This window comes from Mycolicibacterium bacteremicum, from assembly GCF_002086115.1.
GTDB classification, from domain to species: Bacteria; Actinomycetota; Actinomycetes; order Mycobacteriales; family Mycobacteriaceae; genus Mycobacterium; species Mycobacterium bacteremicum.
In genome coordinates this window covers 26,815-53,513 of the sequence record NZ_MVHJ01000016.1, presented here as the reverse complement: position 1 = coordinate 53,513, position 26,699 = coordinate 26,815, and the positions used below count along the sequence as shown (strand labels likewise).

Annotated in this window: 23 protein-coding genes and 1 pseudogene; 11 read left to right on the top strand and 13 right to left on the bottom strand. The window is 68.6% G+C overall.

The genetic code is table 11. The annotated features are described in order from the left end of the window. Positions 1 to 13: 13 nt before the first annotated feature. Positions 14 to 1,894 carry an MFS transporter gene (locus BST17_RS18740; RefSeq protein ID WP_083060407.1) on the bottom strand — a complete coding sequence of 627 codons (1,881 nt, stop codon included), beginning with the start codon at positions 1,892 to 1,894 and terminating at the stop codon, positions 14 to 16. A 133-nt stretch (positions 1,895 to 2,027) separates the two neighbouring features. After that, positions 2,028 to 3,233, bottom strand: a complete 1,206-nt coding sequence (locus BST17_RS18735) for a multidrug effflux MFS transporter (RefSeq protein WP_083060406.1) — start codon at positions 3,231 to 3,233, stop codon at positions 2,028 to 2,030. A 232-nt stretch (positions 3,234 to 3,465) separates the two neighbouring features. On the opposite strand from BST17_RS18735, the gene BST17_RS18730 reads away from it, so the two are divergent. Next, a complete protein-coding gene (locus BST17_RS18730; protein ID WP_083060405.1) occupies positions 3,466 to 4,218 on the top strand; it encodes a hypothetical protein in 753 nt (250 codons plus the stop codon). Between the two features lie 142 nt (positions 4,219 to 4,360). Further along, positions 4,361 to 8,146, top strand: a complete 3,786-nt coding sequence (locus BST17_RS18725) for a multifunctional oxoglutarate decarboxylase/oxoglutarate dehydrogenase thiamine pyrophosphate-binding subunit/dihydrolipoyllysine-residue succinyltransferase subunit (RefSeq protein ID WP_083060404.1) — start codon at positions 4,361 to 4,363, stop codon at positions 8,144 to 8,146. An 83-nt stretch (positions 8,147 to 8,229) separates the two neighbouring features. Here BST17_RS18725 and BST17_RS18720 read toward each other — a convergent pair whose 3' ends face one another. Further along, positions 8,230 to 8,580 carry a DUF732 domain-containing protein gene (locus tag BST17_RS18720; protein ID WP_083060441.1) on the bottom strand — a complete coding sequence of 117 codons (351 nt, stop codon included), beginning with the start codon at positions 8,578 to 8,580 and terminating at the stop codon, positions 8,230 to 8,232. A gap of 124 nt (positions 8,581 to 8,704) precedes the next feature. Here BST17_RS18720 and BST17_RS29695 point away from each other — a divergent pair. Continuing rightward, positions 8,705 to 9,496, top strand: a pseudogene (locus BST17_RS29695) (alpha/beta fold hydrolase); the annotation flags it as partial. Positions 9,497 to 9,619: 123 nt separating this feature from the next. After that, complete coding sequence (locus BST17_RS29690; protein ID WP_165762303.1) at positions 9,620 to 10,447, top strand: SDR family NAD(P)-dependent oxidoreductase; 828 nt, start codon at positions 9,620 to 9,622, stop codon at positions 10,445 to 10,447. Between the two features lie 4 nt (positions 10,448 to 10,451). On the opposite strand, the gene BST17_RS18710 is transcribed toward BST17_RS29690, so the two are convergent. Both BST17_RS18710 and BST17_RS18705 read right to left on the bottom strand, forming a co-directional pair. Beyond that, positions 10,452 to 11,285 carry a glycine betaine ABC transporter substrate-binding protein gene (locus BST17_RS18710; protein WP_083060402.1) on the bottom strand — a complete coding sequence of 278 codons (834 nt, stop codon included), beginning with the start codon at positions 11,283 to 11,285 and terminating at the stop codon, positions 10,452 to 10,454. A gap of 13 nt (positions 11,286 to 11,298) precedes the next feature. Further along, a complete protein-coding gene (locus tag BST17_RS18705; protein ID WP_083060401.1) occupies positions 11,299 to 12,468 on the bottom strand; it encodes an NAD(P)-dependent malic enzyme in 1,170 nt (389 codons plus the stop codon). Positions 12,469 to 12,588: 120 nt separating this feature from the next. Between BST17_RS18705 and corA the strand changes: the two genes are divergently transcribed. Continuing rightward, positions 12,589 to 13,698 carry a magnesium/cobalt transporter CorA gene (gene corA, locus BST17_RS18700; protein WP_083060400.1) on the top strand — a complete coding sequence of 370 codons (1,110 nt, stop codon included), beginning with the start codon at positions 12,589 to 12,591 and terminating at the stop codon, positions 13,696 to 13,698. A 57-nt stretch (positions 13,699 to 13,755) separates the two neighbouring features. On the opposite strand, the gene BST17_RS18695 is transcribed toward corA, so the two are convergent. The 6 genes from BST17_RS18695 to BST17_RS18670 form a co-directional block, all read right to left on the bottom strand. Next, the gene (locus BST17_RS18695; RefSeq protein ID WP_083060399.1) at positions 13,756 to 14,349 is read right to left on the bottom strand and encodes a suppressor of fused domain protein; all 594 of its coding nucleotides are present in this window, start codon (positions 14,347 to 14,349) and stop codon (positions 13,756 to 13,758) included. Then, a complete protein-coding gene (locus BST17_RS18690) occupies positions 14,349 to 15,521 on the bottom strand; it encodes an ABC transporter ATP-binding protein (RefSeq protein ID WP_083060398.1) in 1,173 nt (390 codons plus the stop codon). Before BST17_RS18690 ends, BST17_RS18695 begins: the two co-directional genes overlap by 1 nt. 3 nt (positions 15,522 to 15,524) lie before the next feature. Beyond that, on the bottom strand, positions 15,525 to 16,349 hold the full coding sequence (locus tag BST17_RS18685) for a carbohydrate ABC transporter permease (protein ID WP_207573674.1): 825 nt from the start codon (positions 16,347 to 16,349) through the stop codon (positions 15,525 to 15,527). A 40-nt stretch (positions 16,350 to 16,389) separates the two neighbouring features. Beyond that, positions 16,390 to 17,286: a carbohydrate ABC transporter permease gene (locus BST17_RS18680; protein WP_083060396.1), complete on the bottom strand. Its 897-nt coding sequence runs from the start codon at positions 17,284 to 17,286 to the stop codon at positions 16,390 to 16,392. 28 nt (positions 17,287 to 17,314) lie between these two features. Next, the gene (locus BST17_RS18675) at positions 17,315 to 18,712 is read right to left on the bottom strand and encodes an ABC transporter substrate-binding protein (RefSeq protein ID WP_083060395.1); all 1,398 of its coding nucleotides are present in this window, start codon (positions 18,710 to 18,712) and stop codon (positions 17,315 to 17,317) included. 122 nt (positions 18,713 to 18,834) lie between these two features. Beyond that, positions 18,835 to 19,347: a YflT domain-containing protein gene (locus BST17_RS18670; RefSeq protein WP_083060394.1), complete on the bottom strand. Its 513-nt coding sequence runs from the start codon at positions 19,345 to 19,347 to the stop codon at positions 18,835 to 18,837. Between the two features lie 129 nt (positions 19,348 to 19,476). Between BST17_RS18670 and BST17_RS18665 the strand changes: the two genes are divergently transcribed. Both BST17_RS18665 and BST17_RS29495 read left to right on the top strand, forming a co-directional pair. Next, positions 19,477 to 20,268, top strand: a complete 792-nt coding sequence (locus BST17_RS18665; RefSeq protein ID WP_083060393.1) for a DUF4190 domain-containing protein — start codon at positions 19,477 to 19,479, stop codon at positions 20,266 to 20,268. Then, positions 20,265 to 20,642: a DUF4190 domain-containing protein gene (locus BST17_RS29495; protein WP_083060392.1), complete on the top strand. Its 378-nt coding sequence runs from the start codon at positions 20,265 to 20,267 to the stop codon at positions 20,640 to 20,642. Before BST17_RS18665 ends, BST17_RS29495 begins: the two co-directional genes overlap by 4 nt. Here BST17_RS29495 and BST17_RS18655 read toward each other — a convergent pair. Beyond that, entirely contained in the window at positions 20,639 to 21,598 is a 960-nt protein-coding gene (locus BST17_RS18655; RefSeq protein ID WP_083060391.1) for an HpcH/HpaI aldolase/citrate lyase family protein, read from the bottom strand. The genes BST17_RS29495 and BST17_RS18655 overlap by 4 nt on opposite strands. Before the next feature lie 25 nt (positions 21,599 to 21,623). Here BST17_RS18655 and BST17_RS18650 point away from each other — a divergent pair, with 25 nt between their 5' ends. The 4 genes from BST17_RS18650 (at position 21,624) to BST17_RS18635 (ending at position 26,278) form a co-directional block, all read left to right on the top strand. Next, on the top strand, positions 21,624 to 22,916 hold the full coding sequence (locus BST17_RS18650; RefSeq protein ID WP_083060390.1) for a magnesium transporter MgtE N-terminal domain-containing protein: 1,293 nt from the start codon (positions 21,624 to 21,626) through the stop codon (positions 22,914 to 22,916). 61 nt (positions 22,917 to 22,977) lie between these two features. Beyond that, positions 22,978 to 23,535, top strand: a complete 558-nt coding sequence (locus tag BST17_RS18645) for a DUF1003 domain-containing protein (protein WP_083060389.1) — start codon at positions 22,978 to 22,980, stop codon at positions 23,533 to 23,535. Between the two features lie 83 nt (positions 23,536 to 23,618). Continuing rightward, entirely contained in the window at positions 23,619 to 24,986 is a 1,368-nt protein-coding gene (locus BST17_RS18640; protein ID WP_083060388.1) for a lytic transglycosylase domain-containing protein, read from the top strand. 149 nt (positions 24,987 to 25,135) lie between these two features. Further along, positions 25,136 to 26,278, top strand: coding sequence for an Mrp/NBP35 family ATP-binding protein (locus tag BST17_RS18635; RefSeq protein ID WP_083060387.1), 1,143 nt, complete (start codon positions 25,136 to 25,138; stop codon positions 26,276 to 26,278). Between the two features lie 15 nt (positions 26,279 to 26,293). Here BST17_RS18635 and tatB read toward each other — a convergent pair whose 3' ends face one another. Further along, positions 26,294 to 26,698: a Sec-independent protein translocase protein TatB gene (gene tatB / locus BST17_RS18630; protein WP_083060386.1), complete on the bottom strand. Its 405-nt coding sequence runs from the start codon at positions 26,696 to 26,698 to the stop codon at positions 26,294 to 26,296. Between the last annotated feature and the right edge of the window lies 1 nt (position 26,699).

Here is a 26,699-nt window from a genome sequence, read left to right as displayed (position 1 = left end):
CGCGCATCGGCGCTCAATCCTCGCGGGAGTGCCTGCCCCGGGTCGGCCGCGGCGCCAGGCTGCCCACCGAATCCTCGGCCGGCGGTTCCAGCGGCTCTGACCAGACCGGCTGATCGGCGTGAAAGCCATTGTGCGCGTGGGCGATCCGGCCGTAATCGGGCCCGGCCGGCAGATCCGCCGGGCCGCTGCGCCAGGTATCGGCGGACCGCTCGGCCTGCCCGACCGGTGTCAGTTCGTCGGTCTCGTCGTGCCAGGTGCCCAGCTGATCGGTCACCGACTCGTCGACGAGGACCGCGGGCACGATATCGGTCGGCCGGTCGTCGGCGCGGTCCGGCGCGGCATCCCAGTCCACCTCGTACTCGAGGTAGTCGTCATCGTCGACCCAGTCCTCGTCCAGCGAGTGCTGCTCGTCCACGGGCACCGACACCGGCGGCGGGCTGTCCGGCCCGGGCGCACCCTGGCCGTCGCCGCGCAGGAAGATCGCCCCCACCACCCCGAACAGGGCGATGAACGCCGGCAGCAGCAGCGACTGCGACAGCGCCGAGGAGAACGGCGCCTCCAGGAAGGCCGGCAGGTCGGGGGCGGGTCCGGCCTCACCCGCGACCGGCTGCGCGCCCCCACCCAGTTCGGCACCGATGCGGCTGGTCATGAAGGCCGCCATGGCGGCACTGCCGAGCACCGCGCCCACCTGCCGGGTGCTGTTGTAGACCCCGGACCCGGCGCCGGCCGACTCCGGCGGCAGATTGCGGGTGGCCGTCGCCGCCAGCGGCGACCAGACGAATGCCATGCCCACCCCCATCAGCGTCAACGGCAGCAGCAGCCGCCAGATCGGCGTGGTCGGCGTCATCTCGAACGACAACCAGGTCAGTCCGATCGCCAGCAGCGAGAACCCGGAACCGATGATCGGTGTCGGCGGCTTGCGGTCCACGATCCGACCGACGAACGGGGCCAGCACTCCCGAGGCGATCGCCATCGGCGCGGTCAGCAGCGCCGAGCGGGTGTAGGACAACCCCAGCACCACCGGCGCGTAGAACATGACCGGCAGGATCATCGCGGTCACCGCGAAGCTGATGACGGCGACACCGACGGTCGACAGCGTGAAGTCGCGGTCGGCGAAGATGCGCAGCGGGATCAGCGGCTCGCGCGGATTGACCGACTGCCAGTAGACGAAAGCCACCAGGAAGGCGCCACCGAGGGCCATCAACGCCCAGATCCACGGCGCCCAGTCGTGGGACTGACCTTCCTGCAGCGCGAAGACGATGAAGAACATCGCCAGCCCCGACAGCGCCACCCCGATCAGGTCGAAATGGTGTTTCTCGGTGGGCAGCGTGGGTACCAACCACACCGCCAGCCCGATACCGATGATGCCGATCGGCACGTTGACGAAGAAGATCCACTGCCAGCCCAGTCCATCGATCAGCAGACCGCCGGCGATCGGGCCGACCAGTGTCGCCACGCCGGCGGTCGCGCCCCACACGCTCATCGCGACGCCGCGGCGGGCGGCGGGGAACAGCCGGGTGATCGTCGACAACGTCTGCGGGCTCAGCAACGCCGCGCCCAGCCCCTGCAGCACCCGGGCCGCGATGAGCTCCTCGATGGACCCGGCCAGACCGCACCACAGCGACGCCAGCGTGAAGACCGCCAGCCCGATCAGGTACATGTTCTTCGGCCCGAACCGGTCCCCGAGCCGCCCGGCCACCAGCAGCGGGACGGCGTAGGCCAACAGGTAGGCACTGGTGACCCAGATGACGCCGTCGTAGTCGGTGCCCAGCGCCTCCATGATCGGCTTGTTGGCGATCGCGACGATGGTCGAGTCGACCAGGATCATGAAGAAGCCGACGAGCATGGCCCACAGCGCGTGCCACGGGTTGGCTCGGTCGGCCTGCGCGGTCATCCGCGAGGCCGGGCGCACAGCTCGGTCAGTGGGGTTCTCGAACATCTACTCGTCATCGGGAAAGTGGCGACCCGCCCGACGCTACGGTCACGCCGGTTGCGGTGACAAGTCGGGCCCGGTCACAGCCGGGCGATCAGACCCGTTCGGTCTCGGCGTCCTCGACCGCGGCCCCCTCGCCGTGCAGCGGTGCGGCCGAGCCGACGGTCAGCAGACCCAGCAGCGCGACCGCCGACCCCACCAACATGACCAGGGCCAAGGCGAATTCGCTGTTGCCGAGCACTCCGACCAACGGCGCGACCGCCGCGCCGATGCCGAACTGGGCGGCCCCGAGCAGCGCCGCCGAGGTACCGGCGGCCTCGGAGTGCCGCGACAGCGCCACCGCGGGCGCGTTGGGCAGCACCAGACCCATGGCACCGAGGATGACCAGCACCGGCACCAGGAACCCGGCCAAGCCGGCCACCGCCGTCACGGCCAGGGCGACGAACGCGATGCCGGCCACCACCGAGACGCCGAGTGCGGCCACCATGATCTGCTGCGGGGCGAACCGGCGCAGCAGCACCACATTGGACTGGGTGGAGCCGATCAGCATGATCGCCCCCGCCGCGAAGATGAGCGCGAAGGTCTGCTGGTTCAGGCCGTAGTCCCCCTGCAGCACGAACGGTGCCGCGGCGATGTAGCCGAACAGCCCCGCCATGCTCAGGCCGGCGACGGCGACCAGCGTCACGAAGCGCAGGTCGCGCAGCAGCGAGCCGTAGGTGGCGGCGATCCCGCGCACCCGCAGCGGGCGCCGGTGCGATACCGGCAGGGTCTCCGGCAGCGCCAACGCAGCGAGCAGGAACAGACCGCCGGCCAGCACGACCAGTACCGCGAACACCCAGTGCCACGACGCGTGCAACAGCACGGCCGCACCCAGGGACGGCGCGATCACCGGCGCCACGCCGAGCACCAGGATCAGCCGCGACATCACCGTCGCGGCCGCACTGTCGACGTAGAGGTCACCGACGACGGCCACCGCGACCACCGCGGCGGCGGCCGCACCGAACCCCTGCAGCACCCGGCCCGCGCCGAGCACCGCGATGTTCGGAGCGAACAGGCAGATCAGCGAGGCCACCATGTGCAGGACGATGCCGGCCATCAAAGGAACCCGGCGGCCCAGCGAATCCGACAGCGGCCCGATCACCAGCTGGCCCACGGCCAGCCCGGCCAGGGTGCCGGTCAACGTCAACTGCACCACCGACGAGGACACCGTCAGGTCCCCGGCGATCCGGGGCAGCGCCGGCAGATACATGTCGATGGTCAGTGGACCGAGCGCCACCATCAGGCCCAGCACGGCGATCATCCGCAACCTGCTGGGCGGTGCGGTCTCGGTCGTCACGCCCAGGGATGTTGTCACGGGTAGGGGCAGCGTCGCATCCGACTTTTTTCTTCCCGATCCGGCCAGGAGTGAGCCAGGTCACCGCAATTCGCCGGTCGGGCACTCAGACCGGCCTCCCGGTCGTTGAACTGTGGTTAGCCTGGGTATTCGACAGGCACCGCGGGACGCACCCGAGGATGCGAAGGGAAGTACGCCGATGAACGCCCGGTCCAGCACCAAGAATCTGCCTGCCACCCGCGACGGCGGCAGCGAGGATCCCAGCGCCGCCGCCAAGGCGTTGTCCCAGATCCTGGAGCGCAGCACCCGCCTGCAGGCACCCGCGGTCACCGCCTATGTGGACCGGATGCGCCGCCAGCGCCCCGACGCCACCCCGGCCGAGATCATCACCGCCCTGGAGAAGCACTACCTGGCCGCGGTGATGGCCAGCGGTGCGGCGGTCGGTTCGGCGGCCGCGTTCCCGGGCATCGGCACGCTGGCCGCGATGTCGGCGGTCGCCGGCGAGACGGTGGTGTTCCTGGAGGCGACGGCGGTGTTCGTGCTCGCGGTCGCCGAGGTGCACGGCATCCCGGCCGACCACCGCGAGCGTCGTCGCGCGCTGGTGCTCGCCGTCCTCGTCGGTGAGGACGGCCGCGGCGCCGTGGCCGACCTGGTCGGCGGCGGACGCACCAGCGGCGCGTGGATCTCCGACGGCGCGGCAACCCTGCCGCTGCCCGCGGTGTCACAGCTGAACAACCGGCTGCTGAAGTTCTTCGTCAAGAAGTACGCCCTCAAACGCGGCGCGTTGGCCTTCGGCAAGATGCTGCCGGTCGGCGTCGGCGCGGTCGTTGGCGGGATGGGTAATCGGTTGATGGGCAAGAAGATCGTCAAGAACGCGCAACTGGCGTTCGGCAACCCTCCCGCGCGGTGGCCGTCGACCCTGCATGTGCTGCCCTCCGCGCAGTCCGAGTGACAAGTCCCACTCTCGTGGTGGGGGTGTGCTCCGAGGCGTAGCCTTTAGGGCGGCAAAACGCGGTAAACCGCAGAAATCATGGGCGCGGGTGGCGTGAGACGGTGCTCGCCGTGAGCAGATGGAATCGAGGCGAAAAGCTGCTGTGAGCAGTGCACCTTCACCCTTCGGACAAAATGAGTGGCTCGTCGAAGAGATGTATCGCAAGTTCCGCGAGGATCCTTCGTCGGTGGATTCGAGTTGGCATGAGTTCCTCGTGGACTACGCGCCGGAACCGGTCGAGGTGAGCAGCGAGCCCGCCACGAGCGCGGCACCAGCGCAGGCCACCAAGACCTCGGCTCCTCCGAAGGCCCCCGCAAAGACCGCGGCACCGTCCTCGAACGGCTCCGCCCCCGCGAAGCCGGCTGCCGAGAAGCCCGCCGCAGCCAAGCCCGCTGCCGAGAAGCCGGCCAAGAACGACGCCCCCGCCAAGTCCGCACCGGCCGCCAAGGCCGAGCCGGCCAAGTCCGAGCCGGCCAAGCCCAAGGCCGCCGCATCCGCCGACGACCAGTCCGCCGTCCTGCGGGGTGCCGCCGCCGCCGTCGTCAAGAACATGAACTTCTCCCTCGAGGTGCCGACGGCCACCAGCGTCCGGGCCATCCCGGCCAAGGCGATGATCGACAACCGCGTCGTCATCAACAACCACCTCAAGCGCACCCGCGGCGGCAAGATCAGCTTCACCCACCTGCTCGGCTACGCCATCGTGCAGGCGGTCAAGAAGTTCCCGAACATGAATCGGCACTTCGCCGAGGTCGACGGCAAGCCCAACGTGGTGACGCCGGCCCACACGAATCTCGGACTGGCCATCGACCTGGCCGGCAAGGACGGCAACCGCTCGCTGGTGGTGGCCGCCATCAAGAAGTGCGAGACGATGGGGTTCGGGCAGTTCATCGCCGCCTATGAGGACATCGTCCGGCGTGCCCGCGACGGCAAGCTGACCGCCGAGGATTTCGCCGGCGTCACCATCTCGCTGACCAACCCCGGCACCATCGGCACCGTGCACTCGGTGCCGCGGTTGATGCGCGGACAGGGCGCCATCATCGGCGCCGGCGCCATGGAGTATCCCGCCGAGTTCCAGGGCGCCTCCGAGGAGCGCATCGCCGAACTCGGTGTCGGCAAGCTGATCACGCTGACCTCCACCTATGACCACCGCATCATCCAGGGTGCGGAGTCCGGTGACTTCCTGCGCACCATCCACACCCTGCTGCTCGACGACGAGTTCTACGACGAGATCTTCCGCGAGCTCGGCATCCCGTACGAGCCGGTGCGCTGGCGCACCGACAACCCGGACTCGATCTATCACAAGAACGCCCGGATCATCGAGCTGATCGCGGCCTACCGCAACCGCGGCCACCTGATGGCCGATATCGACCCGCTGCGCCTGGACAAGACCCGCTTCCGCAGCCACCCCGATCTGGATGTGCTGACCCACGGCCTGACGCTGTGGGACCTGGATCGCGAGTTCAAGGTCGACGGTTTCGCCGGCGCCGAATACAAGAAGCTGCGCGATGTCCTCTCGGTGCTGCGCGACGCCTACTGCCGCCATGTCGGTGTGGAGTACACCCACATCCTGGAGCCCGAGCAGCAGCGCTGGATCCAGGAACGGGTGGAGACCAAGCACGACAAGCCGACGGTCGCCGAGCAGAAGTACATCCTGAGCAAGCTCAACGCCGCCGAGGCCTTTGAAACGTTCCTGCAGACCAAGTACGTCGGGCAGAAGCGCTTCTCGCTGGAGGGCGCGGAGACCGTCATCCCGATGATGGACGCCGCGATCGACCAGGCCGCCGAGCACGGGCTCGACGAGGTCGTCATCGGCATGCCGCACCGCGGCCGGCTCAACGTGCTGGCCAACATCGTCGGCAAGCCCTACAGCCAGATCTTCAGCGAGTTCGAGGGCAACCTGAACCCGAGCCAGGCGCACGGTTCCGGTGACGTGAAGTACCACCTCGGCGCGACCGGAACCTACCTGCAGATGTTCGGCGACAACGACATCTCCGTGTCGCTGGTTGCCAACCCGAGCCACCTGGAGGCCGTCGACCCGGTCCTGGAGGGCCTGGTGCGCGCCAAGCAGGACATCATCGACTTCACCTCTCCCGAGGGCCATCCGGCCTTCTCGGTAGTGCCGATGATGCTGCACGGCGACGCGGCCTTCGCCGGTCAGGGCGTGGTGGCCGAGACGCTCAACCTGGCGCTGCTGCGCGGCTACCGCACCGGCGGCACCATCCACATCATCGTGAACAACCAGATCGGCTTCACCACCTCGCCGCACGATTCGCGCTCCAGCGAATACTGCACCGACGTGGCGAAGATGGTCGGCGCGCCGATCTTCCACGTCAACGGCGATGACCCCGAGGCGTGTGTCTGGGTGGCCAAACTGGCCATGGACTTCCGGCAGAAGTTCAACAAGGACGTCGTCATCGACATGCTGTGCTACCGCCGCCGCGGGCACAACGAGGGTGACGACCCGTCGATGACCCAGCCCGGTATGTACGACGTGATCGACACCAAGCGCGGTGTCCGCAAGTCCTACACCGAGGCGCTGATCGGTCGTGGCGACATCTCGATGAAGGAGGCCGAGGACGCGCTGCGCGACTATCAGGGCCAACTGGAGCGGGTGTTCAACGAGGTCCGCGAGCTGGAGAAGCACGAGATCGAACCGAGTGAATCGGTGGAATCCGACCAGCAGACCCCGAAGGGCCTCAACACCGCCGTCGACAAGTCGGTGCTGGCCCGCATCGGTGACGCGCACCTGGCCGCGCCCGAGGACTTCAACGTCCATCCGCGGGTGCAGCCGGTGCTCGACAAGCGCCGCGAGATGGCCTACGAGGGCAAGGTCGACTGGGCCATGGGCGAGCTGCTGGCCATCGGGTCGCTGGTCTCCGAGGGTAAGACGGTCCGGCTGACCGGTCAGGACGTCCGCCGCGGCACGTTCACCCAACGGCACGCGGTGATCATCGACCGCAAGACCGGGGCCGAGTTCACCCCGATCGACCTGCTGACCGCCGACGCCGACGGCAACCCCAACGGTGGCCGCTTCATGGTCTACGACTCGGCGCTGTCGGAGTTCGCGGCGGTGGGCTTCGAATACGGCTACTCGGTGGGCAACCCCGAGGCGATCGTGTTGTGGGAGGCCCAGTTCGGCGACTTCGTCAACGGCGCGCAGTCGATCATCGACGAGTTCATCTCCTCCGGCGAGGCCAAGTGGGGTCAGCTCTCCGATGTGGTGCTGCTGCTGCCGCACGGCCACGAGGGCCAGGGCCCCGACCACACCTCGGGCCGCATCGAGCGGTTCCTGCAGGTGTGCGCCGAGGGGTCGATGACGGTGGCCATGCCCTCCACCCCGGCGAACTACTTCCACCTGCTGCGCCGCCACGCGCTCGACGGCATCCACCGGCCGCTGATCGTGTTCACCCCAAAGTCGATGCTGCGCAACAAGGCCGCGGTCTCCGAGGTGCGCGACTTCACCGAGATCAAGTTCCGCTCGGTGCTCGAGGAGCCGATGTACGAGGACGGCGACGGCGACCGGTCGAAGGTGAAGCGGGTGCTGCTCACCAGCGGCAAGATCTACTACGAGCTCGCCGCGCGCAAGGCCAAGGAAAAGCGCGACGACATCGCGATCGTGCGCATCGAGCAGCTCTACCCGCTGCCGCGGCGCCGGCTCAACGCGACGCTGGACGAGTATCCGAATGTCGAGCAGTACTTCTGGGTGCAGGAGGAGCCGGCCAACCAGGGAGCGTGGCCGACCTTCGGTCTGTCGCTGCCGGAGCTGTTGCCGGAGAAGCTGACCGGGATCAAGCGCATCTCGCGGCGCGCCATGAGCGCCCCGTCCTCGGGGTCGTCGAAGGTGCACGCCGTCGAGCAGCAGGAGATCATCGACGAGGCGTTCGCCTAAGTTCCCGCCGACTTCCCGCCGAGCGTGCGTGTCTGCGCCCCGACACTCCGGTGTCGGGGCGCAGTTCGTGCACGCTCGTGGCGCTAGAAGCCCAGCATCCCCAGCGGGACGGGCGACTCGCCGTTGGCGATCGAGGTGACCGCGCCGGGGCAGAACGCCGAGATCGCGAAGCCGGTGAACATGGTGGCCGGGCCGAGCGGGCGTCCGATGGTGTCGGCGACCTGTCCGGCGACATCGGCGAGGTTCTGACCGCCGTCGGCCAGCATCGGGCAGACGGACTGACCGGCAGCCACGGCATCGGCCGGGTTGAGCGTGCTCAGGCCGGTGCCGTCGAGGGTGTTCAGGAAATCGGTGGCCGGGTCGGCCTGGGCGGGTGCCGCGGCGAGCAGGCCCACCGACAGGGCAGCGGCGGAGGTGACGATCAGACGCATCATGCCCGGGACATCGCTGCCGGCCACGTAATCATTACGGCCGGCTCGCACACAGTGCACCGCAGTTGCCGCGATCAGGTGCGCTTTGACTCTGGCCAACGCGTAGCGGTCGTCACATCATGATCCGATGCACGTCGTGAATGTCGATGGCCGCCCCGTCCGGACCCTGACCGCCGGTGATCGCGCCGGCACCCCGCTGTTGTTGCTGCACGGCATCGCCCGCAGCCTGGAGGACTGGACCGAGCAGATCGAGCGGTTGTCGGGGCGCTTCTACGTGATCGCGGTCGACCTGCCCGGATTCGGCCGATCCGCACGCCGGGACGGCCCCGCGGACCTGGCCGGCCTGGCCGACGGGGTGGCCGGTGCCCTGGCCGCGCTCGACGAGAACCGACCGTGCCATGTCATCGGCAACTCGCTCGGCGGTGCGGTGGCCATGCAGCTGTTGGCCTCCCACCCGGAACGCGTCGCCAGTCTCACCCTGGTCAACAGCGCCGGTTTCGGCGCCGAGGTCACCGCACTGCTGCGGATGCTCTCGCTTCCCGGCATCGGGCGCCAGCTCGCCACCCGCAGCACCCCGGCGGGCGCGCGGCTGATGGAACGGCGCCTCTTCGCAGACCCGTCCCTGGCCACCCGGGAACGCATCGACCATGCGCTGCGCATCGCCGCCCAGCCCGGCACCGGAGAGTTCCTGCTCGAGATGGCGAGCCATCTCGGGACCATGCGCGGTGTCCGGCCGCAGTGGCGCGCGGAGTTGCTGGCCGCCGTCGCCGCGCATCCCCGGCCCACCCTGCTGATCTGGGGTGACCGCGACCGCATCCTTCCGGTGGCGCACCTGGCCGCGGCGCGGCGCCAGTTCCCGGACGCGCAGGTCCACCTGTTCGCCGCGACCGGGCACATGCCGCAGATCGAGCGGGCCGACGAGTTCGCCGACCTCGTCACCGCTTTCGTGGAGAACGGACCGACCCTGTCGGCCTCGGTACCGCCGGTAACGGCTAAGGTCGGACACAATCGCGTGGACAGTCGATCGCAGAGGAGCGTGCGCATGGAGGGCTTTGCCGGGAAAGTTGCCGTCGTCACGGGGGCCGGGTCGGGCATCGGGCAGGCACTGGCTGTCGAGCTGGGCCGCTCCGGCGCCAAGCTGGCGATCAGCGATGTCGACACCGAGGGCCTGGCGGTCACCGAGGAGCGCCTCAAGGCCATCGGTGTACCGGTGAAGGCCGACCGTCTCGACGTCACCGAGCGCGAGGCATTCGAGCTCTACGCCGACGCGGTCAAGGAACACTTCGGCAAGGTCAACCAGATCTACAACAATGCCGGTATCGCCTTCCAGGGCGATATCGAGGTCAGCGCGTTCAAGGACATCGAGCGCGTGATGGACGTCGACTTCTGGGGCGTCGTCAACGGCACCAAGGCGTTCCTGCCGCACCTGATCGCCTCCGGTGACGGGCACGTGGTGAACGTGTCCAGCGTGTTCGGCCTGTTCGCGGTGCCCGGCCAGGCGGCGTACAACTCGGCCAAGTTCGCGGTGCGCGGGTTCACCGAGGCGCTGCGCCAGGAGATGGCGATCAACAAGCATCCGGTCAAGGTGACCTGCGTGCACCCGGGCGGCATCAAGACCGCCATCGCGCGCAATGCCACCGCGGCCGAGGGTATCGACGTCGCCGAGATGGCCAAGGCTTTCGACACCAAGCTGGCCCGCACCAGCCCGGAGAAGGCCGCCCAGATCATCCTGGAAGCCGTCCGCAAGGACCGCGCCCGGGTGCTCGTCGGCGCCGACGCCAAGATCCTGGACGTGCTGATCCGAATCACCGGATCCGGTGGCTACCAGAAGCTGTTCTCATCGGTGGCCAAGGGCCTGATCCCGAAGTAGGGGTCTAGTGGCCGAGCGGGTGGGTGCCCAGCCAGGCACCCGCCACCGCGCCCGGCTCACCGCCGGCGGCGACCTCGGCCCGCATCTGGGCCAACGCATCGGTGTCGAGCACACCGGCCAGTTCGTTCACCGAACGCTGCTGGGTCTGGGTCAATCCGTTGCGCCGGAACACCGGCACGATGTTCTCGGCCCGGATCAGCGCGGTGCGGTCGGACAGCACGGTCAGCTCCGGTGACAGCCCCGGCGCGGCGGCCGTCGTCCAGGCCATGTTGATCCGGCCGTCGCGCAACGCGGCCTGCATCGCGTCGGCGTCGGCATACTCACGCGGCTGCGCCAACGTACACGTACCCAGGGTTGCGGGCACGTCCGCACCGCGCACCGCACCGGGCTGCAGATCCGCGCACCGACCGACGAGTGCCAGCACATCGGTGGCGTCCCAGTCGGTGGCGGTCGGCCCGGTCACCACCACGGTCGGCTTGTCCGAGGCACTTTCGGTGTAGTCACCGGCCCCGAGCCCCTCCGGCAAAGATCCGACCATGGCCCGGTACACCTGGGCCGCCGAGCGCGCGGGGGCATCGGGAGCGAACCGGCTCAGCGCGGCACCGGTGAACGCCGGCACCACGTCGACGTCCCCGGAGTCCAGCGCCCCCAACGGGTCCGCGACATCCTTCACATGCGCGGCGCTGCCGTAATAGCGCAGCGCCGCGGCGTAGAGGTGGGCCAGCAGCGCCGACTCGGCGCCGGGCTGCGCCCCGACCGCCACCGAGGGTGGCGGGGGCGCCTGCCCACCGCAACCGGCCATCAGCAGCGCGACGAGCGCAGCCGTCAGCCACCGCATCGTGGAGCCGACCTCAGACCCCGGAGGCTTCGGCCACGGCCTTGGCCACCGCGGGGCCGACCCGTGGGTCCAGTGCGCTGGGCACGATGTGGTCGACCGCGAGATCGTCCCCGACGACCGAGAAGATGGCGTGCGCGGCAGCGACCTTCATCTCCTCGGTGATACGCCGCGCACCGGCATCCAGCGCGCCGCGGAACACACCGGGGAAGGCGAGCACATTGTTGATCTGGTTCGGAAAATCGCTGCGGCCGGTCGCCACCACCGCGGCGTACTTGCGCGCCACGTCCGGGTGGATCTCGGGGTCGGGGTTGGACAGCGCGAACACGATGCCGCCCGGCGCCATGGTCGCGATGAACTCCTCGGGAACCAGACCGGCCGACACCCCCAGGAACACGTCGGCGCCGTCGAGCGCCTCGGCAACTCCTCCGGCGAGGCCACGCGGGTTGGTGCGCTGCGCCAGCTCGGCCTTGAAGGAGTTCAGATCGGCTCGGCCGGTTTCCACGATGCCCTTGCTGTCCAGCACGATGATGTCGGTGATCCCGCTGTTGAGCAGGATGTTGGTGCATGCCACCCCGGCGGCGCCGGCGCCGGAGACGACGACCTTGAGGTCGGTGAACTCGCGGTCGAGCACCTTGACCGCGCCGAGCAGGGCGGCCAGCGCAACGATGGCGGTGCCGTGCTGGTCGTCGTGCATGACCGGGCAGTCCAGCGCCTCGATGACGCGGCGCTCGATCTCGAAGCAGCGCGGCGCCGAGATGTCCTCCAGGTTGACCGCGCCGAAGGTGGGGCGCAGCCGGATCAGCGTCTCGACGATCTCGTCGGGGTCCTTGGTGTCCAGCACGATCGGGATCGAGTCCAGCCCGCCGAAGGTCTTGAACAGGGCGCTCTTGCCCTCCATCACCGGCAGCGAGGCGGCCGCGCCGATGTCACCGAGGCCGAGCACGGCGCTGCCGTCGCTGACGACGGCGACCAGTCGGTTGGCCCAGGTGTACTTCTTGGCCAGCGTCGCATCGGCGGCGATCGCGCGACTGACCTGGGCTACGCCCGGGGTGTAGGCGATCGACAGTGCCCGCTGGGTATCCAGCGGCGCTTTCAGGTCGATCGAGAGCTTTCCACCCTCGTGGGCCGCAAAGATCTCGGCGTCATCGACGACAACCTGTGGGGTTCGCACCAGTTCGGACATGCGCTCGACGCTACTTCATGCCCCGAACTCACCGGCACCCCAACCCCGCAGGTGAGAGGTTGGAAATGCGACCGACTAGTAACATTCGGATGTGTCATCCGGTGATGCTGGGAGGTAGCGATGCCGACGTTCCGCGCACTTCCGCCATCCAAGCTGCGCAATACGGGTCGACGGCAGCCGGTGGCCGAACCCGATGCGAGCAGCATCCACGTGCCGGTCGCGCGCGCCATGGTCGACTGCGGCGTCTACAGCGACGGCGTTCGGCTACCCGGCAAATACACCCACGCCGCGGCGCTCGACAAAGTGCGCGAGATCGAGTCCGACGGACTGCAGGCCTTCGTGTGGATCGGCCTGCACGAGCCCGACGAACATCAGATGCAGGCCGTCGCCGACGTCTTCGGGCTCCACGAGCTGGCCGTGGAGGACGCGGTGCACGCCCATCAACGTCCCAAGCTTGAGCGCTATGACGACACCCTGTTCCTGGTGCTCAAGACCGTCAAATATGTCGCCAACGATGCGGTGGCCAGGACCCGCGAGATCGTGGAGACCGGTGAGATCATGATCTTCGTCGGACCCGACTTCGTGGTCACCGTCCGGCACGGCGAGCACGGGGGGCTGGCCGGCGTTCGTAAACACATCGATACCACCCCCGCCAACTGCAAGCTCGGCCCGTACGCGGTGATGCACGCGATCGCCGACCACGTCGTCGATGACTACCTCGACGTGACCGACCTCGTCGAGCACGACATCGACGAGATGGAGGAGAACGTCTTCTCGCCCAACCGCGCCACCGAAATCGAGCACATCTATCTGATGAAACGGGAGGTCGTCGAGCTGCGCCGAGCGGTCAGCCCGCTGGCCACAGATCTACAACGGATGACCTCTGACCACAATGACCTGATCTCCAAGGAGGTCCGCCGCTACATGCGCGACGTCCTGGATCACGCGATCAAGGCCTCCGACCGCATCAGTAGCTACGACGAGGTGCTCAGCTCGCTGGTGCAGGCCGCCGTGGGCAAGGTGTCGATGCAGCAGAGCACCGACATGCGCAAGATCTCGGCGTGGGTCGCGATCGCCGCGGTGCCGACCGCGATGGCCGGGATCTACGGGATGAACTTCGAACACATGCCGGAGTTGAAGGCCACCTGGGGCTACCCGGCGGTGCTGCTGACCATGCTGGCGATCTGCCTGTTGCTGTACCGCACGTTCCGCCGCAACCACTGGCTCTGACGCCGGCGATGTGCGGAGCCGTAACCGGTACGGCTCCGGCTCCACGGATCGCCGGGGTCAGGAGGGTTCGGAGGCGCGGCGATTGGCGTCGAACACGTCGACCCCGTCGGTACGCCAGGCCTCGCGCATCGCCTCGGCACCCTTGAGCCGCACCCACGCCGCCTCGGTGGGCGTGATCGGCGTGGCCTGCAGCAGGGTTACCGCCGAAAGCGGTTCCGGCAGTACGACATCGGCGATGTCGCCGGCGCTCAGCAGGAATGCGGTGAACGGTGCCGCCTCGAACAGCGGTCCGCTGAGGTCGATCAACGCGTCGGGTTCGAGCACCAGCCCCTCCACCGCGGGCGCCGCCGCCAGGATCGCGATGGATTTCGCCAGCCCGACGGGACTGGGTGGGCGCAGCGACACCACGACCTCGGCCCGCGGACCGCGCACCCCGTCGGCGACCAGATCGGTCGGATCGGTCATCGGGTACCGCGAACAGCCCAGCGACACATAGTGATTGACGCCATCACCGTCCGGCCCGAAACGCAGGATGTCGATCCGGTCGGCCCCCAGGAAGGTCACGCTGGCCTCGCCGGGTTCGCCGAGCACCCCGGCGTCGGCGAAGTGCGTGCGCAGCCGCGCCCGCACCTCGCCCAGGATGTCGGTCACTAGCCCGCCGGTGGGATCGACAGGTTCACTCCGGAGTCCGCGTCGAAGATCAGCAGCTTGGAGGTGTCGACCGCGAGTTCGGCCCTGCTGCCGGCCGTCACCTTCGAGTCGGCGGAAACCCGTGCGACGAACTCGTTCTCACCGACCCCGGACTCGGCGGCCAGCTGCTCGAGCTGAGCCGACCTCGCCCCGGAGCCCTCGGTGCGGAAGTACAGATACTTGTCGGCCCCGAGCGACTCGACCAGGTCGACCTCCACCTCGAAGGTGACCGCACGGATGCGCGAGTAGGTGTCGATCAGGCTGGCGTCGTCGAAATGTTCGGGACGGATACCGGCGATGACATTGCCGGGACGGGGGTGCTGGTCGAGCACGCGTTGCGCCTCGTCGGTGAGCACGACCTCGCCGAACGGTAGCTTGATGCCGCCGTCGGTCAGCGTGGCCGGGAAGAAGTTCATCGCCGGCGACCCGATGAAGCCGGCGACGAACAGGTTGGCCGGGGTGCTGTACAACTCCTCCGGCGTGCCGATCTGCTGCGCGACGCCGGCCAGCATCACCACGACGCGGTCGCCGAGCGTCATCGCCTCGGTCTGGTCGTGGGTGACGTAGACGGTGGTGGTGTTCAGCCGGCTCTGCAAGCGGGCGATCTCGGTACGCATCTGCACCCGCAGCTTGGCATCGAGGTTGGACAGCGGCTCGTCCATCAGGAAGGCCTTGGGATTGCGGACGATCGCCCGCCCCATGGCAACTCGCTGCCGCTGGCCACCGGACAGCTGAGCCGGCTTGCGGTCCAGCAGGTTGGCCAGGTCCAGGATGTTGGCGGTCTCTTCGACCTTGCGGTTGATCTCGTCCTTGCCGACCTTGGCCAGCGTCAGCGGGAAGGCGATGTTCTGCCGCACGCTCAGATGCGGGTAGAGCGCGTAGGACTGGAACACCATGGCGATGTCCCGGTCCTTGGGCGCCTTGTCATTGACCCGCTCGCCACCGATGCGCAGTTCCCCGGAGCTGATGTCCTCCAGGCCCGCAATCATGTTGAGCGTGGTCGACTTTCCGCACCCGGACGGACCCACCAGGATGATGAACTCGCCGTCTGCGATGGTCAGCGACAAGTCCTTGACCGCCGTCGCACCACCGGCATAGCTCTTCGTCACGTTCTCCAGCACGATTTCGGCCATGTGTTACCCCTTCACCGCGCCGGAGGTCAACCCGGCCACGATCCGTCGCTGAAATATGAGAACAAAGATGATGATCGGGATGGTGATGACCATCGCGCCCGCCGCGATGGAACCGGTCGGCTCCTCGAATTGCGAACTCCCGGTGAAGTTCGCGATGGCCACCGGTGCGGTGATGGCCCGTTCGGTCGCGGTCAGCGACAGTGCCAGCAGCAGGTCGTTCCAGGCGAAGATGAACACCAGGATGGCCGCGGTGACGATACCGGGCGCGGCCAGCGGGGCGATCACCTTGCGGAAGGCCTGTCCCGGGGTGGCACCGTCCATCTTGGCCGCCTTCTCCAGATCCCACGGGATCTCCTTGAAGAAGGCGCTCATGGTGTAGATCGCCAGCGGCAGCGCGAAGGTGATGTAGGGAATGATCAGACCCGGCCAGGTGTCGAACAGCCCGAGCCGGCGCTCGATGTTGAAAATCGGTGTCACCAGCGAGATCTGCGGGAACATCGCGATCAGCAACGCGACGCCGACGAGCAACTTCTTCCCTGGGAAGGCCAGCCGGGCGATGGCGTAGGCGGCCATCCCGCCGATGGTCACCGCGATCAGCGTGGTGATCAGCCCGATGCCGATCGAGTTGATCAGGGCCGAGGTGAAGATGTTGCCCTCGAAGATCGCCTTGTAGTTGTCGAAGGTGATCTGTTCGGGGATGAACTTGCCGTCCTTGACCGATGACGTCGGCTTGAGCGACAGCGACAGGATCCACAGCACCGGGATCAGTGCGTAGAGCACGACGATGACGTTGACGACGGCCCAGCCGGTGGCGCGCCGGGCACCCACGTGCTCGTTCATCTGTTCCCTCTGCTCTTCGCGCACACGCTCATCGCCCGGCCCTCTCGTCTTCGCTACCCGGCGCCGAGGCGCCGAAGATCTTGATGAAGATGAACGCGATCACCGCGACGCACAGGAAGATCAGCACGCTGATGGCCGAGCCCAGGCCGAGGTTGAATGCCTTGAACAGATTGTCGTAACCCAGGATCGAGACCGATCCGGTGTCGTTGGCCCCGCCGGTGAGCACATAGATGTTGTCGAAGATGCGGAACGCATCCAGCGTGCGGAACAGCAACGCCACCAGGATCGCGGGCTTGATCAGCGGCAGGATCACCTTGGTCAGGCGCTTCCAGGCACCGGCCCCGTCGACCTGGGCGGCGTTGAGCAGATCCTGGGGCACCAGGGCCAGACCGGCCAGCAGCAGCAGCGCCATGAACGGCGTCGTCTTCCACACCTCGGCCAGCACCACGATGGCCAGCGACGGAAGCTGTTCGGTCAGTGGGGCACTGCCGTCGGGTAGCAGGTTGGCCAGATAGCCGGTTCCCGGCGTCCAGGCGTAGTACCAGCTGTAGGACGCCGCGACGGTGACGATGCCGTAGGGCACCAGGATCGCGGTGCGCACCGTGCCCTTGCCGAAGATGGTGCGATGCATGACGAGCGCGAGCGCCATGCCGAGGACGAATTCGATGGCCACCGAGACGATGGTGATGCCCACCGTCACCGCGAAGGCCGTCCACCAGTACCGGTCGGTGAGGATGGTCTGATAGTTGCCCAGCCCGATGAACTCGACATCATCGGGGGCGGCCAGGTTGTAGCGCTGCAGGCTCAGCCAGACCGCGTACCCGATCGGGTAGGCGGTGACCGCGAGCATCAGGAACACCGCCGGGCTGATCAGCCAGTAGGCCAGTCTGCGCTGCGCGGCGAGGTCGTCGGTCTTGGTACTCATGGGCGATCCCGCTCCGCTTCTGCCTCGATCACGGGATGAGCCCCTTGCCGTCGATCGCCTTCTGCACCTGCTCGGTCAGCTCATCGGCCGTGCGCTCCGGGTCGATCTCGGTGATCGGGGCCAGCGTGGCCGAGATCCGGGTCGACAGCGCCTGATACACCGGCGTGGCCGGACGCACCGCGGCGTTGGTCAGCTGCTGGCGGATGATCTCGTATTGCGGGTACTTCTCCTGGAATGCCGGGTCGTCGTACAACGAGGCCCGCACCGCGGGCAGGCCACCCTCGACCGAGGTGTAGCGCTGATTGTCGACATTGCGCAGGCAGCGGATGGCCTCGAACGCCTCGGCCTTGTGCTGGGTGTTCTTGCCCACGGCGAGGTTCAGCCCACCCAGGGTGACCTTGGCCTGCGAGCCCTCGATCACGCTCGGGAACGGCGCGAAACCGAACACCTTCTTACTCGCCTCGTAGGCGACGTCGAACTGCTCGTCGCTCGGCGAGAAGCTGCCGGCATCGTTGATCGCACTGGCCAGCGTCGGATCCTGGTTCAGCGGCAGGAACGGGACGCCACCCTTGACCGCGTTCTCCAGCATCGAGGGCAGCACGAACGGCCAGTTGACCTCGAGGGCAGCTTTGCCCTGCTCCAACGCAAGACGCGCGGTGCCCTCATCGGTCTGGGTGATCGACGGGTCCGCACCCGGTGCCGTGGCAACGTCTTTGATGATCTGCAGGGCCTTGACCGTCGCGGCGCGATGCTCGGGGGTGTCGGTCAACGTGACGGTCTGCCCGTCGTCGGAGAGCACCTGTCCCCCGGCGCTTTCCAGCAGCGTGTTGAACCACACCACCAGACCCTCGTACTGCTTGCCCTGAACGGCGATCCAACTCGGCCCGCCCGCGGCGTACTGCCGGGTGGCCTCGGCCACCATCTGGTCCCAGGTTGCCGGCGGCGCGGGCATCAGATCGGCCCGGTACCACAGCATTTGGGTGTTGGTGCTGATCGGGGCGGCGTAGAGCTTGTCCTGCCATTTCGCGGTTTCCAGCGGACCGGGCAGGGTGTTCTCCGTCGCGTCGGACTCGGCCCGGCCCGCCGGGTCGTCCGAGAGCGGCAGCGCCCAACCGGCTTCGGCGAACTCCGCGGTCCACACCACGTCCAGCGCCATCACGTCGAGCGATTTGTCGTTGCCGGTGAGCCGCCGGGCCAGCTGCAGGCGCTGATCGTCGGCGCCCTTGGGCAACGAAACCTGTCTGATGGTGAAGCGCCCACCGAGCTGTTCGTTGCACTTCTGCGCAACCGCGGTGAACGTTGCCATCTCGTTGGCGGGTGTGTAGTAGCTGATGACGATGCCGTCGTCGGCGGAACCACACGCCGTCGTGATCGACCCGGCCGTCACTGCAGCCATCACCGCCGCACAAAGCCGTCGTGTGCGCACTACCGGCCTCCGTCTGCGTCCGATGTCGCCGCCATGGCGACTTGCAGGAGCGAACCTCCTGCCGGGCCAACGTAGATCCACAGACGCGTACTATGCAACCACTTCGTGGGCGCGTCGGGCGATCAGATCGTCAAGCGTGCCAGCAGATCCCGCCCCTGCTCGGCACCCTGCGGATCGCAGAGCACGTCGTAGCGACCGGCCACCAGTTGCAGCGTGGAGCTGAAATCCCTTGTGCCGCGCGCCATCGCATACGGGATGGCGGAGGTGATCAGACCGAAGAACACACCGGCGATCAGGCCGGTGGCCAGTGCTCCCCACGGGCTGGGACTGAAGAAGCCCAGGATCAGGCCGATGAACAGACCCAGCCAGGCACCCGACAGCACGCCACCACCGAGCACCTTGGGCCACGACAGCCGTCCGGTGACGCGCTCGACCTGCATCAGGTCCACCCCGACGATGGTGACCTGTTCGACCGGAAACTGTTGATCGGAGAGGTAATCCACCGCGCGCTGCGCCTCGGCGTAGGTGGGGTACGAGCCGATGGGCCACCCCTTGGGCGGGGTGGGCAGCGCGGCGGGCCCGCGTGCACCCGGCCGTCCCGCCGGGTCTTGGCCTGGTCGAAGGGGACCCGTCATGGCTTCTGCTCTCCTCACGTGAAACAGCCGGTATGCGCAACAACCCTATGCCTGAACGCGCAATCGTGGGTACCCCTGCCCACATTGCCGAATCATCCCGCAGACCAGCACGTACGCTAGGTTTGGAGGATGACCAATCCGGGAGAGGACGCAGCAGCAACGCCGTCGTCACAGTCGGGTTCGGATTCGAATGCCGGTTCGGGGTCGGGTTCCGGTCCGGGTTCCGAGCCGACCGCGGCCGGGTACGAGGCGCCGCCCATCGAGCAGGCCGCCGGCGAGTCACCGGCCTACCCGGACTACACCCCGCCGCCCGCCTACGGCCAGCCCGAGCCGACCGCCGCGCCGCAGGGCTATCCGCATCCCGGTAACACCGCACCCGACTACTCGGCCACCGGGTACCCGCCGCCACCCCCGGGGTTCGGCGCACCCCAGGACACCGGATATCCACCCCCGGGGTACGGCGCACCCCAGGACAGCGGGTACCCGCCACCGGGGTACGGGGCAGATCCCGGCGCCACCTACCCGCCCCCGGGGTACGGCGCACCCGGATACCCACCGCCGCCGGGATACGGCGCCCCACCGCCGTTCCCTCCGCAGTTCGGCGCGCCGCCACCGTATGGCGCTCCCGGATACCCGTCGCCCTACGGCGGGCCGGCCGTCGCCCCGCAGAACAACTCGGCGATCGCCTCGCTGGTCTGCTCCGGACTGTCCATCCCGCTGTTCTTCTTCTGTTTCTTCGGTGGCCCGCCGGCCGCCATCGCAGGGATCGTGCTGGGCATCGTCGCGCTGAACCAGATCAAGCGAACCGGGCAGCGCGGTAAGGAGCTGGCCATCTCCGGCATCGTGCTCGGTGGACTGCTGCTGGTCCTCGGCATCGCGCTGGGTGTCTTGCTCTTCGGCATCGCCAGCGTCTCACCGTGACCGACGGCCGTCCGTTCGACTATCCCGACGACGCCGGACTGCCACCGCCGGTCCCGCCGCCCTACCCCGGCTACCCCGGCTACAACGGCGGCTACCCGCCCTATCCGTTCCCTGCCCCGTACAAGCCCCCGGGCACCAGCGGGATGGCGATCGGCGCACTGGTCAGCGCGTTGGCCGGTCTGGTGTTCTGCGGGCTGCCATCGGTGGCGGGCCTGATCCTCGGCGTGATCGCGATGCGCCAGACCAGGCAGACCGGCCAGGACGGATACGGGCTGGCCTTGGCCGCAACGATCATCGGCGGTCTGGTCACCGCGTTCATGGCGCTGGGATTCCTGCTCTGGATCGGGGTGTTCGCCACCGGCCTGACCGCCTAGGCCGGCGGCCGGTAGGGCTCACCGGTGCGGGCCATGCCGGCCGCCCGCCCCTTGCCCGCCACCACCAACGCCATCTTCCGGCTGGCCTCGTCGATCATCTCGTCGCCGAGCATCACCGCCCCGCGCGCGCCGCCGGCCTGCGAGGTGTGCCATTCGTAGGCCTCCAGGATCAACTCGGCGTGATCGTAATCAGCCTGCCGCGGGCTGAACAGTTCGTTGCCCGCGGTGATCTGGTCGGGGTGCAGCACCCACTTGCCGTCGTAGCCGAGCGCGGCCGAGCGCCCCGCGACCCGGCGGAACCCCTCGACATCGCGCACCTTCACATACGGCCCGTCGATGGCGTTGATGCCCCGGGCACGCGCGGCGATCAGGATGGTCATCAGCACGTGGTGGTGCGCATCGCCGATGTCGTAGCCCTCGGGTTGCCCACCGACCTCCAGCGTGCGCATGTTCAGGCTGGCGGCCATGTCACCCGGGCCGAGCACCAGCGCCTGCACCCGCGGCGCGGCGGCGATGGCGTTGATGTTGACCAGGCCCTGGGCGTTCTCGATCTGCGGTTCGATACCGATGCGGCCCACCGGCAGACCGTGCGTCTTCTCCAGCTGGGTCAGCAACATGTCCAGCGCGTGGACGTGGGTGGCGTCGGGCACCTTGGGCAGGACGATGACGTCGAGCTGGGCGCCGGCCCGGGAGACGACCTCGATGACGTCGGCGTGCGTCCATGCTGTCGTCCAGTCGTTGACCCGCACCCCGCGCAGCGCGTCCGCCGACCATCCCGGCTCGGCCAGTGCCTCGGCGACCCGCACCCGCGCAGCGTCCTTGGCATCGGGGGCCACCGCGTCCTCCAAGTCCAGGAACACCTGGTCGGCGGCGAGCGTCTTGGCCTTCTCGATCATCTTGTCGCTGCTACCCGGTACCGACAGGCAGGTTCGGCGGGGGCGATACACGTTGTCCACGCCCCAAGTCTCTACGCTTTGGGGCATGGTTGCGGTCACCCGGGTATATGCGGCCCGCCTGGCGGGCATGGTCGTCCTGGGCCCCGACGGCGAGTCCGTCGGGCGCGTCCGCGACATCGTGGTCAGCATCAGCATCGTCCGACAGCAACCGCGGGTGCTCGGCCTGGTGGTCGAATTGCTCACTCGCAAAAGGATTTTCGTGCCGATCCTGCGGGTCACCGCGATCGAGCCGGGCACCGTGACGCTGTCCACCGGGAACGTCTCACTACGCCGGTTCTCGCAGCGGCCCGGTGAGGTGCTCGCCCTGGGGCAGGTGCTGGAGACCCGGGTGCGCGTCGACGATCCCGACCTGAGCCAGCTCGCCGGTCTCGACGTCATCGTCGTCGACCTGGGCATCGAGCAGACCCGCACCAGGGACTGGATGGTGACCAAGGTGGCGGTGCGCCCGCAGCGCCGCCTCGGCCGGCGCAGCAACGTCTACTCGGTGGACTGGAAGCATGTGCACGGCCTGACGCCGTCCGGGCTGGCGATGCCGGATCAGGGTGTGGCCCAGCTGCTCGAACAGTTCCAGGGCCAGCGACCGGTCGAGGTCGCCGACGCCATCCGCGACCTGCCCGCCAAGCGCCGCTTCGAGGTCGTCAACGCCCTCGACGACGAGCGACTGGCCGACGTGCTGCAGGAGCTGCCCGAGGACGAGCAGGCCGCGGTGCTGCGCCAGCTCAAGACCGATCGTGCGGCCGACGTCCTGGAGGCGATGGATCCCGACGACGCCGCCGACCTGCTGGGGTCGATGTCCCCGGCCGATGCCGAACAGTTCCTGCGCCGGATGGACCCCGAGGACTCCGAGGACGTCCGACGGTTGCTGAGCCATTCGCCGAACACCGCGGGCGGTCTGATGACCTCCGAGCCGGTGGTGCTGGCCCCTGACACCACGGTCGCCGAGGCGCTGGCCCGCGTGCGCGATCCGGACCTCACGCCGGCGCTGGCCTCACTGGTGTTCGTGGTGCGTCCGCCGACCGCCACGCCGACCGGCCGTTATCTGGGCTGCGTGCATCTGCAGCGATTACTGCGCGAACCGCCCGCCGCGCTGGTCAGCGGCATCGTCGACACCGATCTGCCCAGCCTGCGCCCCGAGCAGGCACTGGGCGCGCTGACGCGGTACTTCGCCGCCTACAACCTGGTCTGCGGGCCGGTGGTCGACGAGGAGAACCATCTGCTGGGCGCGGTGTCGGTCGACGACGTGCTCGATCATCTGCTGCCCGACGACTGGCGCGAGGGTGAGGGCGAACCGGTGATCGTGAAGGAGCCCGCGACATGAGTCAGGCTCGCCGAGCGAATCATCGGCCCACATGCGAGGCCCGAGCCTGCGAGGGGGTGGCATGAGCGATTCGGCACGGCAGCGACTCGACACGCCGCGGCCGTCCCGGTCGCTGCGGCCGCGCTTCGATGTCGAGGCGGTGGGCCGGTTCAGCGAACGGATCGCGCGGTTCCTGGGTACCGGCCGCTACCTGGCCATCCAGACGATCGTGGTGATCGTCTGGATCCTGCTGAACATCGGTGCGTTCGCCTGGCAGTGGGATCCGTACCCGTTCATCCTGCTCAACCTGGCGTTCTCCACGCAGGCGGCCTACGCGGCACCGTTGATCCTGTTGGCGCAGAACCGACAGGAGAACCGTGACCGGGTGGCACTGGAGGAGGACCGCCGGCGCGCCGAGCAGACCAAGGCCGATACCGAATACCTGGCCCGCGAGCTGGCTGCGCTGCGACTGGCCGTCGGTGAGGTCGCGACCCGCGACTACATGCGCCGCGAGCTGGAGGACCTGCGGGACATGCTCGTCGAACTGGTGCCGCCGAAACCGAAGAAGAGCAAGGGCAAGCGCACGCCCGCGGACCTGTCCGAACCGGCGTTCACCGACGAGGACGAACCGAGCCGGTAAACGCATTGCCGCACCACGGCGCGGCAGCAGTAGGTATGGTGACCTGGTTCACAACGGTCGGGTAACGAATCTAGGACGGTTGAGTGGCAAAACGGGGAGGCGCCGCACTCGCTGCGGCGCGGCGCAGCGCAGACAAGGCGCTCCGGTCCGTGGCCGATTCGGCTCCCAGCTCACGCGGTTTGTTCGGTATCGCCGTGCTCACCCCGCTGGTGCTGACTCTCGGTGTCGGCGCGTCGGCGCCGATTGTGAAACCGGTGCTGGAAGCCACCGTCACGCCGCTGGCCGCCGTCGTCGATACACCCGATGAGAACACCGGCGCCACCGTGGTCGCCGCCTACAAGCAGCCGCGGCCGTTCCAGACCGCGGGCACCGCTCTGTCGGCTCCCCCGCCGGCCGCGGTGGTCAACTCCCCGGGCAGCCTTCGCATCCCGACGGTCGCCCTGAACGCCTACCGCAATGCCGAGCGGATGATGGCCTCCGCCGCCCCCAACTGCGGGATGAGCTGGAACCTGCTGGCCGGTATCGGGCGCATCGAGTCGATGCACGCCAGCGGTGGTGCCACCGATGTCAACGGCACCGCGGTGCAGCCGATCCTCGGCCCGGCGCTGGACGGCACGCTGCCCGGCAACGAGGTCATCGTGCAGAGCCGCAACAACGACCGGATCACCTACGCCCGTGCGATGGGCCCGATGCAGTTCCTGCCGGGCACGTGGTCGCGGTACGCCTCCGACGGCAACGGAGACGGTAAGGCCGAGGTGCAGAATCTGTTCGACGCCACCCTGGCCGCGGCGCGCTATCTGTGCAGCGGCGGGCTGAGCATGCGGGACCAGGGCCAGGTGATGACGGCCATCCTGCGCTACAACAACTCGGTCGCCTATGCGCGCAACGTGCTGGGCTGGGCGGCCGCCTACGCCACCGGGGTCGTCCCGGTGGACCTGCCACCCATCACCGGGTCGGTACCGCAGTTGCGCGACGCCAACATCCACCTCAACGCCAATGGCGAGGGCCTCGGCCCGGGGCTGCCGCTCAATGCGCTGGGCCTGCCGTCCACCGACCCGATGGCCGTGATGCCGTTCTTCGATCTGGGCCGGGCCGACGTCGCCGACCGGCTTCCGGTGCCGCCCGGACCGGATCAGCCCGCGGCCGTCCCGAATTGCGCGGTGTTCTGCATCGGCGAGAACACCCCGGCGCCGCAGGCCCCGTTCAACCCGTTCGCGCCGCCGCCGCCGGCCGCACCGTTCAACCCGTTCGCACCGCCCCCGGCGGCTCCGGTCAATCCGTTCGCACCGCCGCCGCCGGCCGCCCCGGTCAATCCGTTCGCACCGCCCCCGCCGGCCGCCCCGGTCGCGCCGCCCGCGCCGTTCAATCCGTTCGCGCCGCCGCCCGCGCCGGCCCCGGCCGCACCGGTGCTGCCTGCGGCGGTCGGTCCCGCACCCGGCCCAGCGGCCTGAGCGTCGACTACAGCCCCGCGGCCTGAGCGTCGACAACGGCCCCGCGGCCTGAGCGTCGCGCCCGGCCGGCGGCCTGCACGTCGGCGCACCGACCGACTGGCCGGACCGGCGGTCCGGTTCCCGGCCGCAGCGGCCTAGACTCGGCAGTGATGTCCTCGACACATACCGACCTGGAAGCCGCGGTGCGCTCCGCGCTGAGCAAGGTCGTCGACCCCGAATTGCGCCGTCCGATCACCGAGGTCGGCATGGTCAAGAGCGTCACCATCGCCGACGACCATGCCGTCGCGGTGGAGATCTACCTGACCACCTCGGCCTGCCCGAAGAAAACCGAAATCGTCGACAAGGTCACCGCGGCAGTGACCGATGTCCCGGGGACCGGCGCGGTCACGGTCGGCCTGGACGTGATGAACGACGAGCAGCGCGCCGAACTCCGCAAGCTGCTGCGCGGCGACTCGCGTGAGCCGGTGATCCCGTTCGCTCAACCCAATTCGCTGACCCGGGTCTACGCCGTGGCCTCCGGTAAGGGCGGCGTCGGGAAGTCCAGCGTGACGGTCAATCTGGCCGCCGCGCTGGCCGCCCGCGGGCTGCAGGTGGGCGTGCTGGACGCCGATATCTACGGTCACTCGGTGCCGCGCATGATGGGCATCGTCGATCGGCCGACCCAGGTCGATTCCATGATCCTGCCGCCGATCGCGCATGATGTGAAGGTCATCTCGATCGCGATGTTCACCCAGGGCAACACGCCCGTGGTGTGGCGCGGGCCGATGTTGCACCGGGCCCTGCAGCAATTCCTGGCCGATGTCTACTGGGGCGATCTCGACGTGCTGCTGCTCGACCTGCCGCCGGGCACCGGAGATATCGCCATCTCGGTCTCCCAGCTGATCCCCGGGGCGGAGATCCTGGTCGTGACCACGCCGCAGTCGGCGGCCGCCGAGGTCGCCGAGCGGGCCGGCGCGATCGCCCTGCAGACGCGCCAACGCATCGTGGGCGTGGTGGAGAACATGGCCGGCCTGACCCTGCCCGACGGCACCGTCATGCAGATCTTCGGTGAGGGTGGCGGCGCGCAGGTCGCCGAGTCACTGACCCGCGCGGTGGGGGCCGATGTGCCGCTGCTCGGCCAGGTTCCCCTGGAGCCGGCCCTGGTGGCCGCCGGCGATTCCGGTGTGCCGCTGGTGCTCTCGGCGCCGGATTCGGCCGCGGGCAAGGAGCTGCGCAAGGTCGCCGATGCGCTGGGCGCCCGTAAGCGTGGACTGGCCGGGATGTCGCTGGGGCTGGATCCGGCCGGACGGTAGCGCCGGGCCGTCAGGCTAGGTGGCGTCGGCGTCGAACCGGGTCACGCCGGGCTCCGACGGCGGCTTCGGTGGCTCGGGGGTGGCCGGCTTGGGCGCGTCGGGTGACACCGGCTTGACCGGCTTGTCGTCGAAGTTCCCGGTCAGGAACGAATCGTCACCGTCGAGCAGGTGTTTGGTCAGCGCCGCGCGCGGCGTCATCCCCCGCAGCTTCTGCAACTCGCTCAACGGTTGACGTAGGTCGTCGAACTCGGGCCCGAGGTCCTGGCGCAGCTGATTGGTGGCCCCGCTGAGGTATTCGCGGGCCTGTCGCACCGCGTTGGAGGTCCACCGGATCGCGCCGGGCAGCCGCTCCGGGCCGAGGATGACCAGACCGGCCACCACCAGGAGCAGCATCTCGCCCCAGCCGACATTGGAGAACATG

Excerpts from the sequence above, each read along its gene's own strand:
- BST17_RS18740 (WP_083060407.1), bottom strand. The coding sequence starts at position 1,894 with ATGACCGCGCAGGCCGACCGAGCCAACCCGTGGCACGCGCTGTGGGCC.
- BST17_RS18735 (WP_083060406.1), bottom strand. The coding sequence starts at position 3,233 with ATGATCGCCGTGCTGGGCCTGATGGTGGCGCTCGGTCCACTGACCATC.
- BST17_RS18730 (WP_083060405.1), top strand. The coding sequence starts at position 3,466 with ATGAACGCCCGGTCCAGCACCAAGAATCTGCCTGCCACCCGCGACGGC.
- BST17_RS18720 (WP_083060441.1), bottom strand. The coding sequence starts at position 8,580 with ATGATGCGTCTGATCGTCACCTCCGCCGCTGCCCTGTCGGTGGGCCTG.
- BST17_RS29690 (WP_165762303.1), top strand. The coding sequence starts at position 9,620 with ATGGAGGGCTTTGCCGGGAAAGTTGCCGTCGTCACGGGGGCCGGGTCG.
- BST17_RS18710 (WP_083060402.1), bottom strand. The coding sequence starts at position 11,285 with ATGCGGTGGCTGACGGCTGCGCTCGTCGCGCTGCTGATGGCCGGTTGC.
- BST17_RS18705 (WP_083060401.1), bottom strand. The coding sequence starts at position 12,468 with ATGTCCGAACTGGTGCGAACCCCACAGGTTGTCGTCGATGACGCCGAG.
- corA (WP_083060400.1), top strand. The coding sequence starts at position 12,589 with ATGCCGACGTTCCGCGCACTTCCGCCATCCAAGCTGCGCAATACGGGT.
- BST17_RS18690 (WP_083060398.1), bottom strand. The coding sequence starts at position 15,521 with ATGGCCGAAATCGTGCTGGAGAACGTGACGAAGAGCTATGCCGGTGGT.
- BST17_RS18680 (WP_083060396.1), bottom strand. The coding sequence starts at position 17,286 with ATGAGTACCAAGACCGACGACCTCGCCGCGCAGCGCAGACTGGCCTAC.
- BST17_RS18670 (WP_083060394.1), bottom strand. The coding sequence starts at position 19,347 with ATGACGGGTCCCCTTCGACCAGGCCAAGACCCGGCGGGACGGCCGGGT.
- BST17_RS18665 (WP_083060393.1), top strand. The coding sequence starts at position 19,477 with ATGACCAATCCGGGAGAGGACGCAGCAGCAACGCCGTCGTCACAGTCG.
- BST17_RS18650 (WP_083060390.1), top strand. The coding sequence starts at position 21,624 with ATGGTTGCGGTCACCCGGGTATATGCGGCCCGCCTGGCGGGCATGGTC.
- BST17_RS18645 (WP_083060389.1), top strand. The coding sequence starts at position 22,978 with ATGAGCGATTCGGCACGGCAGCGACTCGACACGCCGCGGCCGTCCCGG.
- BST17_RS18635 (WP_083060387.1), top strand. The coding sequence starts at position 25,136 with ATGTCCTCGACACATACCGACCTGGAAGCCGCGGTGCGCTCCGCGCTG.
- tatB (WP_083060386.1), bottom strand. The coding sequence starts at position 26,698 with ATGTTCTCCAATGTCGGCTGGGGCGAGATGCTGCTCCTGGTGGTGGCC.